This window comes from Acinetobacter sp. 1130196 (genome assembly GCF_000588095.1).
Taxonomy (GTDB): Bacteria; Pseudomonadota; Gammaproteobacteria; order Pseudomonadales; family Moraxellaceae; genus Acinetobacter; species Acinetobacter nosocomialis.
The window spans coordinates 1-18,173 of the sequence record NZ_JFWX01000062.1 but is presented as its reverse complement, the minus strand read 5'-3'; the positions used below and the strand labels follow the sequence as shown (position 1 = coordinate 18,173).

At 36.6% G+C, this 18,173-nt stretch carries 18 protein-coding genes and 2 pseudogenes; 13 read left to right on the top strand and 7 right to left on the bottom strand.

Annotated elements, in window-relative coordinates:
• A pseudogene (locus J671_RS25870) lies at positions 1 to 167 on the top strand (IS30 family transposase); the annotation flags it as partial.
• A gap of 2 nt (positions 168 to 169) precedes the next feature.
• Here the strand turns inward: J671_RS25870 and J671_RS23045 are convergent.
• Positions 170 to 568: pseudogene (locus tag J671_RS23045) on the bottom strand (transposase family protein); the annotation flags it as partial.
• Between the two features lie 202 nt (positions 569 to 770).
• Between J671_RS23045 and csuAB the strand changes: the two are divergent.
• The 7 genes from csuAB to J671_RS23010 all read left to right on the top strand — a co-directional run bounded on the left by csuAB (position 771) and on the right by J671_RS23010 (position 7,437).
• The gene (csuAB, locus tag J671_RS23040; RefSeq protein ID WP_031983623.1) at positions 771 to 1,307 is read left to right on the top strand and encodes a Csu fimbrial major subunit CsuAB; all 537 of its coding nucleotides are present in this window, start codon (positions 771 to 773) and stop codon (positions 1,305 to 1,307) included.
• Between the two features lie 73 nt (positions 1,308 to 1,380).
• A complete protein-coding gene (locus tag J671_RS23035; protein ID WP_022575431.1) occupies positions 1,381 to 1,929 on the top strand; it encodes a spore coat protein U domain-containing protein in 549 nt (182 codons plus the stop codon).
• A gap of 4 nt (positions 1,930 to 1,933) precedes the next feature.
• A complete protein-coding gene (locus J671_RS23030) occupies positions 1,934 to 2,452 on the top strand; it encodes a spore coat U domain-containing protein (protein WP_031983619.1) in 519 nt (172 codons plus the stop codon).
• On the top strand, positions 2,446 to 3,279 hold the full coding sequence (csuC, locus tag J671_RS23025; RefSeq protein ID WP_151781919.1) for a Csu fimbrial biogenesis chaperone CsuC: 834 nt from the start codon (positions 2,446 to 2,448) through the stop codon (positions 3,277 to 3,279). The genes J671_RS23030 and csuC overlap by 7 nt, the downstream gene beginning before the upstream one ends.
• Positions 3,276 to 5,774, top strand: a complete 2,499-nt coding sequence (csuD, locus tag J671_RS23020; protein ID WP_031983616.1) for a Csu fimbrial usher CsuD — start codon at positions 3,276 to 3,278, stop codon at positions 5,772 to 5,774. Before csuC ends, csuD begins: the two co-directional genes overlap by 4 nt.
• Positions 5,771 to 6,790 carry a Csu fimbrial tip adhesin CsuE gene (gene csuE, locus J671_RS23015; protein WP_004886355.1) on the top strand — a complete coding sequence of 340 codons (1,020 nt, stop codon included), beginning with the start codon at positions 5,771 to 5,773 and terminating at the stop codon, positions 6,788 to 6,790. Before csuD ends, csuE begins: the two co-directional genes overlap by 4 nt.
• Positions 6,791 to 6,903: 113 nt before the next feature.
• Entirely contained in the window at positions 6,904 to 7,437 is a 534-nt protein-coding gene (locus J671_RS23010; RefSeq protein WP_031983613.1) for a hypothetical protein, read from the top strand.
• A 23-nt stretch (positions 7,438 to 7,460) separates the two neighbouring features.
• On the opposite strand, the gene J671_RS26095 is transcribed toward J671_RS23010, so the two are convergent.
• The gene (locus tag J671_RS26095; protein WP_031983612.1) at positions 7,461 to 7,694 is read right to left on the bottom strand and encodes a hypothetical protein; all 234 of its coding nucleotides are present in this window, start codon (positions 7,692 to 7,694) and stop codon (positions 7,461 to 7,463) included.
• A 358-nt stretch (positions 7,695 to 8,052) separates the two neighbouring features.
• Positions 8,053 to 8,562, bottom strand: a complete 510-nt coding sequence (locus J671_RS23005; RefSeq protein ID WP_031983610.1) for a GNAT family N-acetyltransferase — start codon at positions 8,560 to 8,562, stop codon at positions 8,053 to 8,055.
• Between the two features lie 210 nt (positions 8,563 to 8,772).
• Here J671_RS23005 and J671_RS23000 point away from each other — a divergent pair, with 210 nt between their 5' ends.
• Both J671_RS23000 and J671_RS22995 read left to right on the top strand, forming a co-directional pair.
• The gene (locus tag J671_RS23000; RefSeq protein WP_031983609.1) at positions 8,773 to 9,015 is read left to right on the top strand and encodes a CPCC family cysteine-rich protein; all 243 of its coding nucleotides are present in this window, start codon (positions 8,773 to 8,775) and stop codon (positions 9,013 to 9,015) included.
• Positions 9,016 to 9,837: 822 nt separating this feature from the next.
• The gene (locus tag J671_RS22995; protein WP_002049267.1) at positions 9,838 to 10,395 is read left to right on the top strand and encodes a TetR/AcrR family transcriptional regulator; all 558 of its coding nucleotides are present in this window, start codon (positions 9,838 to 9,840) and stop codon (positions 10,393 to 10,395) included.
• Between the two features lie 36 nt (positions 10,396 to 10,431).
• On the opposite strand, the gene J671_RS22990 is transcribed toward J671_RS22995, so the two are convergent.
• A complete protein-coding gene (locus J671_RS22990) occupies positions 10,432 to 10,860 on the bottom strand; it encodes a hypothetical protein (RefSeq protein ID WP_031983608.1) in 429 nt (142 codons plus the stop codon).
• Positions 10,861 to 10,987: 127 nt separating this feature from the next.
• Between J671_RS22990 and J671_RS22985 the strand changes: the two genes are divergently transcribed.
• The 3 genes from J671_RS22985 to J671_RS22975 all read left to right on the top strand — a co-directional run bounded on the left by J671_RS22985 (position 10,988) and on the right by J671_RS22975 (position 13,924).
• On the top strand, positions 10,988 to 11,881 hold the full coding sequence (locus tag J671_RS22985; protein WP_031983605.1) for a DMT family transporter: 894 nt from the start codon (positions 10,988 to 10,990) through the stop codon (positions 11,879 to 11,881).
• Positions 11,882 to 11,959: 78 nt separating this feature from the next.
• Positions 11,960 to 13,027 carry a bifunctional DNA-binding transcriptional regulator/O6-methylguanine-DNA methyltransferase Ada gene (gene ada / locus J671_RS22980; RefSeq protein WP_031983604.1) on the top strand — a complete coding sequence of 356 codons (1,068 nt, stop codon included), beginning with the start codon at positions 11,960 to 11,962 and terminating at the stop codon, positions 13,025 to 13,027.
• A gap of 132 nt (positions 13,028 to 13,159) precedes the next feature.
• Positions 13,160 to 13,924: an SDR family oxidoreductase gene (locus J671_RS22975; protein ID WP_031983601.1), complete on the top strand. Its 765-nt coding sequence runs from the start codon at positions 13,160 to 13,162 to the stop codon at positions 13,922 to 13,924.
• 53 nt (positions 13,925 to 13,977) lie between these two features.
• On the opposite strand, the gene J671_RS22970 is transcribed toward J671_RS22975, so the two are convergent.
• The 3 genes from J671_RS22970 to J671_RS25545 all read right to left on the bottom strand — a co-directional run.
• Complete coding sequence (locus J671_RS22970) at positions 13,978 to 15,576, bottom strand: bifunctional aspartate transaminase/aspartate 4-decarboxylase (protein ID WP_004700712.1); 1,599 nt, start codon at positions 15,574 to 15,576, stop codon at positions 13,978 to 13,980.
• Positions 15,577 to 15,632: 56 nt separating this feature from the next.
• On the bottom strand, positions 15,633 to 17,318 hold the full coding sequence (gene aspT, locus J671_RS22965) for an aspartate-alanine antiporter (protein WP_031983599.1): 1,686 nt from the start codon (positions 17,316 to 17,318) through the stop codon (positions 15,633 to 15,635).
• Between the two features lie 519 nt (positions 17,319 to 17,837).
• A partial coding sequence (locus J671_RS25545) for an IS30 family transposase (protein ID WP_031970445.1) occupies positions 17,838 to 18,173 on the bottom strand: 336 nt, incomplete at its 5' end.

Here is an 18,173-nt window from a genome sequence, read left to right as displayed (position 1 = left end):
CTAAAGGGATTGATTTAAATCAGGCAGATCAGCATTATTTAAATCAAGTTGCCATGTCACTGAATACTCGTCCTAGAAAGGCGTTAGATTGGCTTACACCATTAGAGAAATTTGCTCAGCTTGTTGATTATCATATGGCTTTTGAAACTGTCGCACCTCATGTTTGAATTCGCCCTGATTTTTTTTTCGGACGTTCTATTGAACATTCTGTCGCATCAATAATGACCCAGTTAAACTGTTCGTCTGCTGTGGTAATGCTTCGTTTTGGCAGAGTAAACCGTCTTGATTTCATCAATGCATCTTCAACCTTTTTAATGGTTCGATTCACATTACTTTCAGCGATATGGTAATTTGCAGCCAACTCCAATTGAGTGCTGTAATTCCGTAAGTAATTGAGTGTTAATAATAATTGATCCTCTATAGCTAAAGTATGAGGACGCCCAGATTTCTTTTTAAGTGATTCTACTTCTTTTAAAACTTCGATCATTTCACTAAAAACTGGTCGAGGTACACCAACCAAGCGCTGGAATTCAGAATCTGAAAAACGATTTAATTTCTGATATCTCATGAAATTTAGATTGAGGTGGTTTTTACTTTCGCAAGAGGTCTTATGTATACAAGTTAAATAATTGTTATTAAATTGTGAAAAGAATCACACAATAGTAAAAGATAGTTTGTTTTATATATAAAACAAATTAGCCGTATTTTATTTATCAAGTTTGATTCATTTTGTTCTACAAATCTAATCATTATATATGTAGGTTATGAATATGAAAAACATTCAGAAATCACTTCTTGCAGCATTAATAGTTGCTGGTTATGCGGTAAATACTCAAGCAGCTGTTACTGGACAGGTTGACGTTAAATTAAATATCTCGACAGGCTGTACTGTAGGTGGTAGTCAAACTGAAGGAAATATGAACAAGTTTGGTACTTTAGATTTTGGTAAAACTTCCGGTACTTGGAACAACGTATTAACGGCTGAAGTTGCTTCAGCTGCAACAGGTGGCAATATTTCTGTAACTTGTGACGGCACAGATCCTGTTGATTTTACAGTCGCAATTGATGGTGGTGAACGTACAGACCGTACTTTAAAAAATACTGCTTCTGCTGATGTAGTTGCATATAACGTTTACCGTGATGCTGCACGTACAAACCTCAATGTTGTGAACCAACCACAACAGTTCACTACAGTGAGTGGACAAGCTACAGCGGTGCCAATTTTCGGTGCAATTGCACCAAATACAGGTACAGCAAAGGCACAAGGTGATTATAAAGATACTCTATTAGTCACTGTAAATTTCTAAATATAAAAAGAAATAATTAATTGAGTGACAGGTTTACTCAGAGACGAGTGAACCTGTTTTAAATGGAGGGAAGATGATATTCAATCGCGGTTCAGCATTTATATTTTCATATTTTTTAATTACTTCATTAAATGCGGGTGAAATTGGAGCTAAATTAACAAGTCAAATTGAATTATTACCTTCTTGTTCTATCAATAATAAAGTTGTAGAAAATAATACAGCAAATTTAAATTTTGGATCTGTAGATTTTGGAGAAGCTACAACTGCTTTTAATGGGGTGTTGGAAGCAAGTTTAATAAATAACGGAAATTCCGGCTTGCAAATACAATGTGCTGGTATTTCAACTGTAAAAATAATATTTGGATCTGGAAATAATGATAGTAAAGTTCCTGTTTCATTCTCACAAAATTATTATCATGCATTAAGTAATGGTAAAGATTTTATTGCTTATAATTTACTCTATGGTTTAAATAAACAAGTCATTAGAGCAAATGATGTTTTTATACTTAATGATATGAATACTAAAAAGAATATTGATATTTTTGGTCAAGCTGTACATGATGGTAGTGGTATATCTAAAGGTGAATATAAAGATATAGTACCAATTACAATTGAGTTTTAAGAAAATGAAATTTTTTTATTTTAAGGCAATGTTGTTGCTATCTATGAGTCAACTTATATATGCAGCTGATCCTCAATTAAATTCGAGTTTTAAAGTTCAAGCTAAAATTGAAAATGGTTGTTCGATAGATAATATCGAACAAAAGATTGATTTTGGTCAATACTCGGCTTTATCAAAAGATAAAGTGGTTGCTAGTATTATAAATAGTAAAAGTTCTTGGAATATACGCTGTACAGAAAGTTTACCTGTAAGTATTTCTATAGATGGTGGTGAAAATCTACAAAATAATATAAGGCGAATGAGAAATAGCTCATCTTCTAATTATCTACCTTACAAATTATATAATTCGAGTAGTTTGGTTAGTGAATATGTGGTTGGTAATAAATATTTATTGCCTGCTACAAAACCTACAAACCGTCTAGCAAATTTTGAAATATATGGTGTCGTTGATTTAGAAAATAATAATGAATCACATGCGGCTGGAATTTATAAAGATACTGTTTCAATAATGATTACATGGTGATTTGTATGAACAATTCTGCATTTATTAAAAATGGCATTTTAAAATCTTTTTTATTTGCAAGTACATTATCACTTGTTACACCTGTGATGGCGCAAGCAACCTTCTTAATTTGGCCAATTTATCCAAAAATAGAAGCCAATGAAAAAGCAACCGCGGTTTGGCTCCAAAATACTGGCAAGACCGATGCGATGGTGCAAATTCGGGTGTTTAAATGGAGTCAAAATGGTTTAAAAGATGACTATAGCGAGCAATCAGAAATTATCCCTAGCCCGCCTGTAGCTAAAATTAAAGCAGGCGAGAAGCATATGCTTCGTTTGACCAAAAGTGCCAATTTGCCAGATGGTAAAGAGCAGTCATATCGTTTGATTGTAGATGAGTTACCGATTCGCCTTTCTGATGGAAATGAACAAGATGCTTCTAAAGTAAGTTTCCAAATGCGTTATTCAATTCCGTTGTTTGCCTATGGAAAAGGTATAGGCAGTGGCTTAACTGAAGAGAGCCAAAAAGCGAATGCAAAAAATCCTTTAGCCAAACCTGTTTTACAGTGGTCAGTCCGCAACAATGACAAAGGCCAGTCTGAGCTATATTTAAAAAATAATGGACAGAAATTTGCTCGTCTTTCTGCGCTTAAAACATCAAAAACTGGTCATGATATTTCTTTAGGAAAAGCTGCTTTCGGCTATGTGTTATCGAATAGTACTGTGAAGTTTGCCATTGATAAGTCGACTGCAAATGAGTTGTCAAAAACCTCTAAAATTTATGGTGTTGATAGCTCTGGCATAAAACAAGAGTTGATCGAAATCAGCAAAATGGAGGATCCAACATGATCCTTCGGCATAATAATTTATGCAAAAGTATTTTGCTAATTTTGTTGTCGGGTGGTTGCTTAAATATTTCAAATATTGCTCTTGCTGGAGATTTACCTCCACCACCAAAAAATATTAATGAGATTAATCAACTTTTTAAATTGTATCTGGATTTAGTCGTAAACCAATATTCAATTCAGCAAGTTGTACCTGTTATTGTTAAAAATGATGAGTATTTTATACAAAAGAAGAAGTTGATTGATGAGTTGGAAATTCAAATCCCTCAAGAGTTATTGGCCAACAACCAGACTACTTTAACCAATCAAGATGTTTTAACTTTGGGATTTAGTGGCGATGCGAGTGACTGGATATCTTTAGATAAATTAAAAGATGTGAGCTATGAGTATCAATCATCAAATCAATATTTTAAGCTTAATTTTCCACCTGCTTGGATGCCGACTCAAGTTTTAGGTAAAGACTCATGGTATAAGCCTGTCGTTGCTCAGTCGGGTATAGGGCTGCTCAATAACTATGATTTTTATACGTATAGACCACATCAGGGTGGTTCAACCAGCAGTTTATTTACAGAGCAGCGCTTTTTCTCACCGCTCGGTGTAATTAAAAATTCTGGGGTCTATGTTAAAAATCAATTTAAAAATGAAGGTAATGCCGAGTCTTTAGACAATGACGGCTATCGTCGTTATGACACCTCTTGGCAATTCGATAATCAAAAGAACGCTACATCTTTTGTGCTTGGTGACATTATTACGGGTAGTAAAACGACTTGGGGAAGTTCTGTTCGTCTGGGCGGTTTTCAGGTACAAAGAAACTATTCAACCCGACCAGATTTAATTACCTATCCATTACCGCAGTTTATTGGGCAAGCCGCGTTACCCAGTACAGTCGATTTAATTATTAACGGGCAAAAGACCAGCTCAACAGAAGTACAGTCTGGGCCGTTTATTTTAAATAATGTTCCTTTTATTAACGGTAAAGGGGAAGCCGTAGTAGTCACGACCGATGCAGTCGGACGTCAGGTCACAACAGCAGTCCCGTTTTATATTTCTAATACTTTGCTAAAGCCTGGCTTATTTGACTACTCATTGTCTTTAGGGAAAATCCGTGAAGACTACGGACTTAAGAATTTTTCTTATGGGAAATTTGCAAGTGCAGCCGATGCCCGTTATGGGGTAAATGACTGGTTTACAGTAGAAGGGCGTACCGAGCTTTCTTCAGACTTACAGTTATTCGGTGCAGGGTCTGTACTCAAACTTGCAAACTTAGGTGTACTGAGTGCTTCTTTTAGCCAAAGTAAAGCCGATAAATCTATGTCTGAAGATCGGACGAAAGACTTGGAAGGGAAACAATATACGGTTGGGTACAGCTATAACCGCAATCGGTTTGGTTTTAGTATTAACCATAACCAGCGTGATGATGAATATACCGATCTTTCACGGCTGCAATATAGCAACTTAATTTCAGTGAATAGCAATAAAAGCCTAACCGCTAATACTTACTTTGCCACTAAAAACTCAGGCACCTTTGGCGTCGGTTATATCAATACTAAAGCAAATGACTTTAAAAACCGCTTCTTAAACTTGTCATGGGCACCTGTTTTACCGACTTATATGAATGGCGTGACTGTTTCTTTAAGTGCCAACCGTGACTTTATTGAAAAAGAGTGGAGTGCTGCATTTCAACTTTCGATACCGCTGTTTCAACGAAACGCAACTGTAAACTCGGGTTATGCATTTAATAAACAAGGCGATACCGGCTACATTAACTTTAACCGTTCTGTGCCATCCGAAGGTGGTTTCGGTGTCGATTTAACCCGACGTTATAATGAAAATAGTGAAGATTTAAATCAGGCACGAGTCAATTACCGCAACGGTTATATTAATACCGACTTTGGGATATCTGGAAACCATGACTATAACTATTGGTTTGGTCTATCCGGATCTCTCATTTATATGGCAGGAGAAGTATTTGCTTCAAACCGTTTAGGCGATTCTTTTGCATTGATTGATACCAACCAAGTACCGGATGTTTTGGTCAGATACGAAAACAGCCTAATTGGTCGTAGCAATAAAAAAGGCCACATTTTTGTGCCATCCGTTACGCCTTACTATTCGGGTAAATACAGCGTCGACCCAATCGACTTACCTTCAAACTTCACCATCACACAAGTTGAACAGCGTATTGCTGCCAAACGCGGTTCTGGCGTTGTGATTAAGTTCCCACTTCATCAGTCTATTGCTGCTAACGTTTATTTAACTCAAGCAGACGGTAAACCGATGCCTGTAGGTTCTGTCGTGCATAGAGCTGACCAAGAGTCGTCTTATGTGGGAATGGATGGCATTGTCTATTTAGAAAATTTAAAACCGAACAATACCGTAACTGTTCAACGTTCGGATCAGAGTATTTGTAAGGCAGATTTTTCTGTAGATGTAGAGCAAGCCAAGCAACAAATTGTGGTGGTTAAGCCTGTTACGTGTCATGAGGTATCTTTACCATGAATATAAAAACAAAAAAATTACTTAGTCATTTATGTATATTTTCTGGACTAATGCTAGCTGGAAATTTGGCTCATGCTGCATGTAATGTGAGTGCTTCTGGTTCATCTTCTATTTCGGTTCCGTCTATCTATTTAACAGAAAACGGTGAAAACTCTTCACAGTTTAATTCAGGTTTGTCATGCACGGGTTTTAGCTTGGCTTTGGCGAACATGACCTACCTAAAATATCGGGTTGAGCAAATGTCGAATTCATTTACCAATGCTCAAACCGGAGAAAAGCTCAATGCTGTTATTTTAGACAGTAACAATGAAATCATAAGCTTAGGCCAAGAAAAAGACATGAGTAGCTTTACGCTGGTCAATCTTTTTAGCGGACCAGATGGTAATTTACCTTTCTACATACGGCTTCCGGCTGGGCAAAGCGTATCACCTGGTGTTTATCAGGCTGATTCACCTTTAAAAGTAAAATGGTTTTATTCGGTACCGGGGGTTGCTATTGCTGGCATCGGGATCTTTTTTGAAAGCCCGGGGTTTAAACGTGGGGTATTAGGTATTGGTTTTAACTGGGGAACTGGCGCGGACTCCCTTGGTTCACTCTCAATTACTGTACTTCCAGACTGCCGAATTTTAGCTCAAGACGTAAACTTTGGTACGGCGGCGTTTGCTTCCAAGCTTGAACCTGTTCAGTCGTCTATGGGAATCCGTTGCTCGGTAAATACACCATATTATGTCAGTTTAAATAATGGACTTTCTCCTCAAAACGGTAACCAACGTGCTATGAAGTCGCAAACGGGAAATACGTATTTAAAATACGATATTTTTAAAAATTCATCGAATGACCGATGGGGCAGTGGTAACGAACGTTGGTCGAGTTTAAACGCAACGGTTAATCCGGGCGTGCATAACGGAGTAACCCAGCAGAGTTATGTGTTTACCACAAAAATTGTCGATGAAAATGCAGACACTGTACCAGCGGGAACGTATCAAGATACGGTTACGGTGCAAGTCGAGTTTTAAAAGTTATGTTGTATGAAAGATAAAAGCTCAGTTCATGGGCTTTTTGTCTTGAAAAATAGCTTACAATCAAATAATTATTTTAGGATTTAATTTTAGATTGATAAGGATCACCTATGTTAGTTATGTCTGATAAGCAGCAGCCTAAACATGTACTGACTAACATAGATTCATACATTCCTTTTTCTATTGAGTTCTCTAATAGTGGATTAGCTGATCTATACTGGCGATGTGGAAATGGAAAAACTTGTTTATTTGAACTAGGTTTAAGTAACACTGGCGAAGTAATTAATATTACTCTTGCATCAATAAATTCTAGTAACATTTTGAAAAAAAATAATAAATATAAAATTCCATTTCCTGTGGAAAATTTCCTACCTAAATTTGATGTTTCAGAGTGGAATATAATATCTGAGGATTATTCAAGCATATTTAGAGATGATTTTAATTATGAACTTCAATTAATTTTAGGTTTAGATTACTTAGTATTAAATTTCTTAAATATTGAAAAATCAGTATGTTACTTTAAAAATGAAGAATTATATTTGGGTTTTAACTCCAATAAGGAACTATCATCAATACAGTTAACTCATATTGCAGCTGAAGAAATAGAAATGATAAAAGAAATTTTTAAGGTAGATACAAACTAATTTGAGATATTCACAACATATAACTATTCAAGCTCTAATTGGTCATCATCTTTGGTAATTTTAATCTTTATCTTTTTATATTTTCGTTTATTTGGATCTAGCGCCGAGTTCATTACTTCATCTGCAAAAGGCGGGCATTGCATGAGCTTTGCATACACTCTATAGCCGATGCGTATTCGAGTAGGTGGGCAATCGGTTCTTTTTGAATAGTATTCAATGAGAGAGTTCAGTTCTTGTAATAAAGTTTGCTGGTCCATCATACATACTTAACAATTCGATAACTCAAGCATAATAGACTTAAGCGCTTAGTGGAATATGTATTTAAAATATCCAATTTGCTTAAGTTGTGATCTAGTTCGCTAAAAATACTATTTTATGTATCAAGTTTGTTTTTATATATAAGGTTGATGTTTTTTTAACCGAATTGTCATAATGAAAAGCTAAGTTAAGCCTATAACAAGAAAAGATGAAGATTGTTGCGAACAATAAAAGCAAGAAGCAATTTTCAAGTAAAGCTGGTCTGTTGTAATTAAGCTAATTCGAAAGAATTGGCTTTTTTGTTTTAACAAATTTTTCTTCTAAAAGCATTTAGATTTTTAAGCCATTTCTATGGGTTTAGTAATTGATAGGAATCTCATAGGTTACAATTTCATATTTAGGACCAGTAAACTTGGAAACTACTTTACCCCCTAAAGATTCAGCAATTTTTCGACTTGGGTGGTTTTCTTCGGCAACGGGATAAACAAATAATTCCGGCTTAACAAAGTCAATTGCCCACTTTGCTACCGCTGTAACAGCTTCTCTACCATAACCATGATGATGATAGTCTTCGCGTATCCATATACCTAACTCTGGGTTACTGGTTTGCATACGATGTAGACCTACAAGGCCTATAAATACTTGAGAAGATGCCTCTCTGATAACAAATATAATTTCAGTTCCAACAGCAAAGTTCTTTAGCCATTTACTCCAAGTTTGATCGAACTCATGTCTTGGTTGAGGGTACCAAGCCAAATAGCGTGTGAGTGTAGGGGTAATACAGCTGTATGTTTCATCCGCATCATTTGCTGTAAATGGTTTTAAGTTCAGCCTGTGAGTAGAAATTTTTATATCAGCCAAATTCATCATAATCCTTATAAAAATCAATTAAATTGTTATCAAAATATATTATTCATATTAGAGTTAAATAATAAATTAGACTCTCACCCATAATAGCTATAAAAGTTTTAGTTTTGAATGTTAAAAATAAAGACTACATTCATGAGTTATCCATAAAATACGCTTAAACCTACTAATGGTATAATTTATTGATATAGATAAAGATAGGAGAAAATAGTGTCTTACGCATGTCCATGCTGTGGTTATCTTACATTTGATGAATTACCCTATGGTTCGTTCGATATCTGTGCAGTCTGTTTTTGGGAAGATGACAATGTTCAGAATAAAGATCCTGATTATATGGGAGGAGCAAATGGTATTAGTTTAAATATGGCTAAGCAAAATTTTCAATTATTTGGAGCAATGAAAAAAGAATTTATACCATATACCCGTAAACCGCTTGAAGAAGAAATCCCCTGATAAATAAATATACTCATATAAATGGGATGGAGTAAACTTACATAGTTTACATCTCCTGTAATGAGCTTTTATTAATTTATTATTTATAAAATTAATATCTATATAGTTAATTGAATTTTTGATTATTTTATAAAATTTGAATCAATTTACTTGAAATCCTTAAAGAAGAAATAATAGACGTTTTATCTTATTTCAGTGTTTTATAAACCCCAATTTAACAATAAATTTTAATTATTTATCCTTACTTTTTAATGCTCTAATTTAAAGCAAATGTCATTTTGTATGCTTGACTGTAATAGGGTTGAGCACTATCCTTTGCCTGCTGGCCACATTGCCAGCCGGCTTTGACAGGCTGATTTAGACCACATCAGAATTATTCCTTCTGAGGAATAGTCCTGTGTGTAAGCTCCTCGTCTCCTCCCGTAGCGGTAGGACGGGAGAGGGACACCTTCGGGTGTGCTGGCGTCTAACCAGTCTGTCAACCTTCTCTCGTTCTGCCACCATAATCGTTTGACAGTGATTCGGTAGAACTTCTTTAGACATGAGGAGTCCTCTGTGCGTATTAATTCTTTTTTATTGGCTTTCGCCAAATTCTCTCTGCCCATACCGCTTAAAAAGTCTATAAAACGGTTCAATCGACTCTAGGTTTTCTACGCCTTAAGAATCGTTACGACTAAAAATCATAGCAACAATAAACCTGAGATAGGCGAGCACACCATTATTGTGCGGCTTTTGCATGTCTGTATTTAGCACTCAATTCAAGAGTGGGGGCATTTCTATCTCTTTTATATACAACAAAAAATTATTTTAATTGGTAAAATTATGCCACGTTATTTAGAAGCGCCCTCCAAAAAATTACACATTATTCGAACGGCTATACGTCTATTTACAACCTATGGATTTCATACCGCAGGCGTAGACCTGATTGCCAAAGAGTCCAACATTCCGAAAGCTACGCTTTACAATTACTTTCGCTCAAAAGCAGGCCTCATTGAAATATGCCTTTTACTTCAAAAAGACACACTCATGGAAAAAGTAAGAGAGGTGATAGAAACAACCCAATATTCCACGTTAACCGATAAACTCAGACAAATTTATCTTTTACATGCCGACTTAAATAGCGCTTATTACCTATTGTTTAAAGCAATTTTTGAAACTAAATCACTTTATCCTTATGCTTACCAAAGTGCCGTGCGTTATAGGCGTTGGCTAAAAAATGAGGTTTTCTGCCTCATGGTAGAAACTAAGAAAATGACTTCCTATGCAGAAGCAGAGATTTTGGTATTTATGATAGATGGGGCAATTTTAGGGCTTCTAACCTCAGACAGAGTTGAAGAACAAACCAAGTTGTTAGATTACTTTTTGGTGAGAGTCGCCTAAAAACTCAGAGCAACCCAAGCTATTGGGCTTGGGTTGTTAAATGCCTAATACGGTAATGCCATCATATTCGTTTTCGGCTTTCTCAAGAAATTTTGTAATTTCTATGATCATGTTAAGTGCTTGTGGTTTGAAAAAGTTAAAGTGAGTTGCAAACCATTCTGTTTCTTCTTCGAAAATGAGCTTTAATGCCTTATCGTATTTATCTAACTGATTTATAAATGAATGAAGCCTATATAAATCTTTTATAATATCTCTTATTTTTTTAGAGCTAATAAAAGTAGCTCCCCAATGAAAAAACTTTTCTTTATCTCGGTTAAATACATTTTCAACGAGTGAAAAAGCAATTTCATCAATAACTATAGAGTCTATACAATCTTTATTTCTATTTAGATCCAAAGGTATAATTTGAATATTTAAGGAACCTACTAAACCAGAAACGACTTTAACATCAAAATTAATTTTCATATTAAATAGATGAATAATTTAAATTTTATATTACTAAGTTTAAACGATTTATCTTAAAAAATTCTAATTGATTAGGTAAATATAAATTAGCCAAATAATTAAAGATATAAATTTATTGGAGAAATGTGTGAATGATCATGAGTTAAAAAGGAAAGTCGGCACACTTGAAATGATAGTAGCCATGCTACTTTCAGGGAGTATTGGTCTATTTGTAATTAAATCAGGTCAATCACCCATTAATATTGTATTTTTTCGCTGCCTTATTTCAGCACTATGCCTAATACCCATCTGTTTATTCTATGGTTATTTTAAAAAAGTATACTTTGGCGAAAAAGAATTATTTTTAATGGTGAGTTCAGGCCTACTGATTATTTTTAACTGGGTTCTACTGTTTGCCGCTTTTCCCAAAACCTCTATTTCTTTAGCAACGATTGTTTATCACGTAAACCCGTTTGTCATTTTATTTTTAGGAGCTTTAGTTTTTCATGAAAAGCTAAATAAAAATGATGTGTTATGGACCATAGTTGCTTTTGTAGGCTTAATTGTGATTATAGGTTTGGGCAGTGCCTCGGTGAATACGAATGAGTTAATTGGCTTAGGGCTGGTTTTAGTTGCCACTACACTGTATTCAATATCGGTTCTAATCACTAAAAAACTAACCAATACACCGCCGTTATTAATTGTGTTTATACAAACCTTAAGTGGAGCCATTGTTATGACTCCGTTTATTTCGGTTTTTACAAATCCACCGATAGGCCAACAATGGGTATTTGTACTTGGGTTAGGGGTTTTACACACAGCATTTCTTTACTATTTAATGTACTCTGCAATTAAGAAAATACCTTTAAATAACATTGCGATCTTATCTTTTATCTATCCTATATCGACCATAGTAATTGATTATTTCTTCTTTGATCATGTGCTGACCCATACTCAAATTTTAGGTGCAGCATTAATTTTATTGGGTGTGCTCGGAGTAAAGTTGCATTGGAATGTTTTTGCGTTGAAAAGATTAAAATAGCAATACCAAGAGTTTTGCTTATCAACAAAGTTGCGAAAATAAGTCATTAAATATTAAATTGCAATTGAGGTGAGCAAAATGAAAAATCAGTGGATAACAGACGAGGATAGATGGCAAGCAATTGTAGATCGAAATGCTGAAGCTGATGCATATTTTGTTTATGGCGTTAAAACCTCAGGGATGTACTGTCTACCGTCAAGTACAAAAAGGCTGCCTAAAAAAGAAAATGTATTTTTTTTTGAAAGTGCCGCGAAAGCCGAGAAAAATGGTTATCGAGCTAGCCAAAAAATACAAAATAGACTCTCGAACGCACACGATCCAAAGCTTGTAGAAAAAATTGAGAAAGCTTGTAGATATATTGAGCTGCATGAGGAAAACCTGTCTTTATCAGACGTGGCAGATCATGTGGGAATGAGCGCATACCATTTTCATAGAGTTTTTAAGCAAATTACTGGTCTAACACCTAAAGGCTATGCCGATGCCCATAAAAGTAAAAAGCTAAGAGAAAACTTAAATGAAAATATCAGTGTGACTGATGCGATATTTAATGCAGGCTTTAATTCGAATAGTCAGTTTTATGAAAATTCAAATTCGCTATTAGGTATGACAGCGAAAGAATGGAAATCTGGCGGTAAAGGTGTACGTATTTTTTTCGCCATAGGTGAGTGCTCTTTAGGAGATATTTTAGTTGCTCAAAGTCAAAAAGGAATTTGTGCAATTTTGCTAGGCGATGACCCTGAAAAGCTTTTAAATGATTTACAAGATAAATTCCCAGAAGCCGATTTAATTGGGTGTGATGATGAGTTTGAGCAACTGATTGCGCATATTGTCGGGTTTATTGAAGCGCCACAAATCGGATTAGATTTACCGCTAGATATTCAAGGGACCGCATTTCAACAAAGAGTATGGCAAGCCTTGAAAGAAATTCCTGCGGGGCAGACGGCCAGTTATTCTGATATAGCCCAAAAAATAGGTTCACCTAAAGCAGTTCGGGCCGTTGCAGGGGCGTGTGCAGCAAACATGTTGGCGGTTGCTATTCCATGTCATCGTGTGGTTCGAAATGATGGTTTTATTTCGGGATATCGGTGGGGCGTGGAACGTAAACGTGCATTGTTAGAGAAAGAAGCAGAACTGGCAAGAAGCTAACTCTATAAAAGCGGGCTTAGCTTGCTGTTTTTATAGCGTTAATTTTTTCAAAACAGCAAGAATCAGAGAGTCTATTTTCTTCAGATTATTCAGAATATATCCATCAATTTAAACAAAGATGGAATTGTGAGTATGACCAGATTAAAAGACAAAGTAGCTATTATTACGGGTGCGAGTTCAGGTATAGGTTTAAGCGCGGCGTCCCTATTTGTAGCGGAAGGTGCAAAAGTTATTCTTGTTGCACGCCGTGAAAATATTTTAGAACAGCTTTGTAATAAACTGAATCAAGATGGAGTTGTTGCGCACTTTATCGCAGGGGATCTTAATGACCCGACAACCATGCAAAAAGCGATTGATACGGCCTTGCAATATTATGGACGGTTAGATATTGCGTTTAATAACGCAGGCCTATTGGGCGAATATCAACTGACTCACGACACAACCGATGAAAATTGGAATCACGTACTGCAAAGCAATTTAACCAGTGCGTTTCAGTCGGCTAGAGAGCAGCTTAAAGTCATGTTAAAGCAGGAATATGGCTCAATCCTGTTTACCGCATCTTTTGTGGGGCATCATATTGGGTTCCCGCAAATGGCGGCTTATGCTGCAAGCAAAGCTGGACTGATTGGTTTAACCAAAGTGATGGCCGCAGAATATGCAACAGCAGGTATTCGAGTAAACGCGCTTTTACCCGGTGGAACAAATACTTCAATGGGACAAGAGGCGACGTCTTCGCCAGAAGTGCTAGAGTTTATAAAAAGCATACATGCCGTGAAACGTTTAGCCGAGCCTGATGAAATTGCGAAAGCTGCACTTTTTCTAGTGAGTGATGATGCAAGCTTTATTACAGGAAGTGCTTTACTTGCCGATGGTGGCGTGACTATTTGTAAAAGTTAGCTAGAGAATTAATAGAAAAGTGAGGCTGCTAGAGCCTCACTTTTTATATGCAGTTATTTTCCTTTTTTGGTTTTTAAATATTCCGCATAAGCTTCATCTGCAAAGCGTCTTAGAGAATCACCAATAGCAGCATATTGATATTCATTTAGGTTAGCCAATGACGCACGGGCAGAAGGGTGCTGCACACCAAAACCAGAACCCGGTAATAAAACCACACCTGTTTCATCTGCTACTCTAAACAATAGCTCGGTCGGATTTTTATTTTTCATAACCCAGTCGGCAAACTCATCACCATAGAGAGTGCGTGAGGTGTTTTCAAGGTTAACAAGGGTGTAGTAGTCGACCGCATTTGGATCTGTTGGAACATCAACACCAAGTTGTCGATACAGTGCTGCATCGCGTTCACGTACAACAGACTTAACTGCTTTTTTATAGCTTTGGCGTGAATCCATCATATTAAAGAGTGCAAATAAAACCATTTGTACTTGCTGAGGAGTAGACAGGCCAGCCGTATGGTTTAAAGCAACATTACGGCTGTCTGCAACTAAACGGTCAATAAACTTAATACTTGATGGGTCAGTAGTTAAAGATGAATAGCGCTCTTCAAGCTCTTTCTTCTCTTTTTTCGATAAATTCGCAATTTGTTTATCAAGCACATTGTTATTTGAAAGTGCAATGACACCAAGTCGCCAACCAGTCGCACCAAAGTATTTAGAGAACGAGTAAACCAAAATGGTGTTATCAGGACAGATTGCAAAAAGTGATTTGAAGTTATCGGCAAACGTACCATAAACGTCATCAGTCAAAATAATCAGATCGGGGCGTTTTTTGACAATATCCGCCAAAATCGCAAGTCCTTCATCACTCATTTTGACCGATGGCGGGTTACTTGGGTTGACCAAGAAGAACGCCTTAATAGATGGATCTTCTAACTTTCGAAGTTCTGACTCTGGATATTGCCAACCGAGTTTAGGGTCAGCCTCAATGAGCACTTCTTCAAGCTGGTAGTCATTAAGTTTTGGAATTTCCAGATATGGCGTAAAAATGGGACTACCAATGGCAATGCGGTCGCCGTTTTTAATGATTTTATTTTCTTTGAGTGAGTTAAAGATATAGGCCATTGCGGCTGTTCCGCCTTCAACAGCAAACAAATCTAAATCTCTTTTTTGCATGCCTTGGACGCCCATTTCTCGTAAGACGTACTCTTTAATAATCGTTTCACTCACTCTGAGCATTCGGTCTGGCACTGGGTAGTTACAGCCTAAAATTCCTTCAACCATTTCAAGTAAAAACAGATCAGGGTCTAAGCCTAATTGGTCACGGACATAAGACACCGCTTTGCCTAAAAAGACCACACCGGGTTTATCGCGGTTTTCTAAAATGAAGTTATCAAAACGTGACTGGAGTCCAACAGGGCGAGGGAAACCACCTAAACCTTCTGGCATATATGAAAACGAAAACTCGGATTCGGTTGCCGAAAACAAACCCAGTTGAAAGAATGCTCGGCGTGGGATAGTCGCAAGAAAGTTCGGATTACCACGCCCAGCATTTAACATCATGCGGTCAGTTCGGCTTTGAGCTAATTCTATTAAATTATCTTTCAGTTCAAATGGACTGAGTTTTGCATATTTAGAATAATCGACTTTCCCCATGGGACGTCTCCTTAATTATAGTGAGATGAATAAAATTTCTAATTCAATGTATAAAATCAGGCCAAGCCTACGATCAGTGGTCCGAGTAAGGTTAAGAACACATTTGCTAGGGCATAGGTAATTGCAAATGGAACGGTCGGAATCGAGTTTCCTGCTTTGTCTAAAATTGCACCAAATGCAGGGTTTGCACTGCGTGAACCAGATAGCGCACCAGCCATCACTGCAACGTTGCTGTAACGCAGAACATAACGAGCAAACAGCATGGAAAGTAAGAGAGGAACTAGGGTTACCACCACGCCAATCATAAAGAGTGAAAGACCACTTTCTTTAATGGTTTGAATGGCCTGTAAACCTGATTGTAAGCCGACCGCTGCAACAAAGCCTGCCAACCCCAAGTCTTTAAGAAGCTGTGAAGCCGCTAACGGCATATTGCCATGCACCTGATTTCTGCTTCGGATCCAACCAAAGAGAAGACCCGAGAGTAACGCGCCACCACCAGCACCAAGCGTTAATGGCACATCTCCTAAACGAATCACAAAAAGACCGATCGCTAAACCGACCACAAGGCCTGCACCATGAAAAATCCAGTCTGTTTTTAAGCTTTCAGGCAAGGCTTTGCCTGCTTCTTTCACCAAACGGTCGAGGTCGCTTTTTGTACCATATACGGTAACTACATCGCCTTGTTTTAAAACGGTGTCGTCACTTAACGGTTGAGATTCATCATTACGCTTAATTGCAAGTACATAAATACCGTGTTTTAAATACGCAGGAGTATTGGCTTTAATATCTCCCAAGGTACGGTTAATGTATTTGGAATTTCGTAGGATGACATCACTGGTATCCATAATCATTTCCATACCTTGCGATGACTGTAATTCGGGTCCGATTTGGTCAGCCACCGAAACTACACTGGCGCGGCGACCGACCAGTAAGACGACATCGTCAGTTTGTAAAGTCAGTTCGGGAGCAACATCAATAAACTGATCTTTACGTTTTAACCGTTCAATCGTAATACTGGCTTGTTTTGCTTCAAGTTCCGCAATAGTGTGTCCGTTGGCTTGTTTGACTTTATAAATACGACCAACAATTTCCGGCATTGCAAGTTCTTGACCCGGCGCGAGTTCAAAAGCACCTTTGAGTCGTTCACTTTGAGCTTTCAAAGCATCGTCGTGAATTTCTTTACCCATAAATTTAGGCAAGATATTCACACAAACAATAATCGCGCCCAATGAACCAAAAATGTAAGTCACGGCATAGCCAATCGCGACATTTGCTTGAAGTCTTTGAATTTCAGCTAGAGGCAAATCGAGTCTCGAAATGGCATCTCCGGCAGTACCAATAATGGCAGATTGAGTCATACCACCAGCGGCGAGTCCGGCAGCCAAACCTTTATCCAGATGGAAAATTTTGGCCATGACTAAAACGGTGACTAAACCACACACTGCCATAAATACAGCTAAAAGAATTTCTTTTATGGACTGTGGTCCGAGTGATTTAAAAAACTGGGGGCCACTTTCAAACCCTACGGCGTAAATGAAGAGAGCAAACAAAATTGCTTTAACGCCGTTATCGACCGGTACGCCAATAAGACTTAAAACGACCGCTACAAGTAAGGAGCCTGCGACTCCGCCAAACTGAAATTTTCCGAACTGGAACTGTCCGATCCAGAAACCTATTGCGAGTGATAAGAACAATAATATTTCGGGGCTGTGTTTTAAAACACCTTGTAACCATTCAATCATTTTGATCTCACTTTTATTATTAGATCTATCTTTAATATATAAATTTATTTATTTTTCATTTTTAAAATACAATATGAAAATTACTTAAGCAAACCTTCAATTTTATTGCTTTTCTTAAGTTTAATTATAAAAATTAATGAGTTTAAATTGCTTCCAATTCAAGGTGTGCCGGTAATTCTGAGTAATTAAATTGGTTTTTATTTTTTTAATGTAAGGTAAAATTTACTTACAATAATATAAAGAATATTTTGTGAAAAAATATCGCGTTTATTCTGTATTTATTAGAAGTGATTTTTATTAAGATATTGATATTTAGTGTATTTTATTATTTTTTTGTTAAAGGTGGGGTTCTTTTTTTATAAATTAAAAAACAATCTACTTAAAATTAAATTTCTGTTAAATATGTCACATAAATTAAAATTTAATATATTTAAAGTACATTTAAATTAATCTTTATAATAAGAGTTATTTTAAAGAAAATGTAATTTTAGGATTTTTTATTTGAGATAGATGGCGAATTCAAACATGAGGTGCGACAGTTTCAAAAGCCATATGATAATCAACAAGCTGAGCAAATTTCTCTAATGGTGTAAGCCAATCTAACGCCTTTCTAGGACGAGTATTCAGTGACATGGCAACTTGATTTAAATAATGCTGATCTGCCTGATTTAAATCAATCCCTTTAGGTAAATATTGCCTAATTAAACCATTCATATTTTCGCATGTGCCTTTTTGCCAAGGTGAATGTGGGTCACAGAAATATACATCTATGCCTAAATCTTCTTCGAGTATTTTATGTTCTGACATCTCGCGTCCACGGTCATAGGTCAACGTTTTACGCAGTTCTGCAGGTAA

Coding starts and splice junctions, on each gene's coding strand:
- csuAB (WP_031983623.1), top strand. CDS start 771: ATGAAAAACATTCAGAAATCACTTCTTGCAGCATTAATAGTTGCTGGT.
- J671_RS23035 (WP_022575431.1), top strand. CDS start 1,381: ATGATATTCAATCGCGGTTCAGCATTTATATTTTCATATTTTTTAATT.
- J671_RS23030 (WP_031983619.1), top strand. CDS start 1,934: ATGAAATTTTTTTATTTTAAGGCAATGTTGTTGCTATCTATGAGTCAA.
- csuC (WP_151781919.1), top strand. CDS start 2,446: ATGGTGATTTGTATGAACAATTCTGCATTTATTAAAAATGGCATTTTA.
- csuD (WP_031983616.1), top strand. CDS start 3,276: ATGATCCTTCGGCATAATAATTTATGCAAAAGTATTTTGCTAATTTTG.
- csuE (WP_004886355.1), top strand. CDS start 5,771: ATGAATATAAAAACAAAAAAATTACTTAGTCATTTATGTATATTTTCT.
- J671_RS23010 (WP_031983613.1), top strand. CDS start 6,904: ATGTTAGTTATGTCTGATAAGCAGCAGCCTAAACATGTACTGACTAAC.
- J671_RS26095 (WP_031983612.1), bottom strand. CDS start 7,694: ATGGACCAGCAAACTTTATTACAAGAACTGAACTCTCTCATTGAATAC.
- J671_RS23005 (WP_031983610.1), bottom strand. CDS start 8,562: ATGAATTTGGCTGATATAAAAATTTCTACTCACAGGCTGAACTTAAAA.
- J671_RS22995 (WP_002049267.1), top strand. CDS start 9,838: ATGCCACGTTATTTAGAAGCGCCCTCCAAAAAATTACACATTATTCGA.
- J671_RS22990 (WP_031983608.1), bottom strand. CDS start 10,860: ATGAAAATTAATTTTGATGTTAAAGTCGTTTCTGGTTTAGTAGGTTCC.
- ada (WP_031983604.1), top strand. CDS start 11,960: ATGAAAAATCAGTGGATAACAGACGAGGATAGATGGCAAGCAATTGTA.
- J671_RS22975 (WP_031983601.1), top strand. CDS start 13,160: ATGACCAGATTAAAAGACAAAGTAGCTATTATTACGGGTGCGAGTTCA.
- J671_RS22970 (WP_004700712.1), bottom strand. CDS start 15,576: ATGGGGAAAGTCGATTATTCTAAATATGCAAAACTCAGTCCATTTGAA.
- aspT (WP_031983599.1), bottom strand. CDS start 17,318: ATGATTGAATGGTTACAAGGTGTTTTAAAACACAGCCCCGAAATATTA.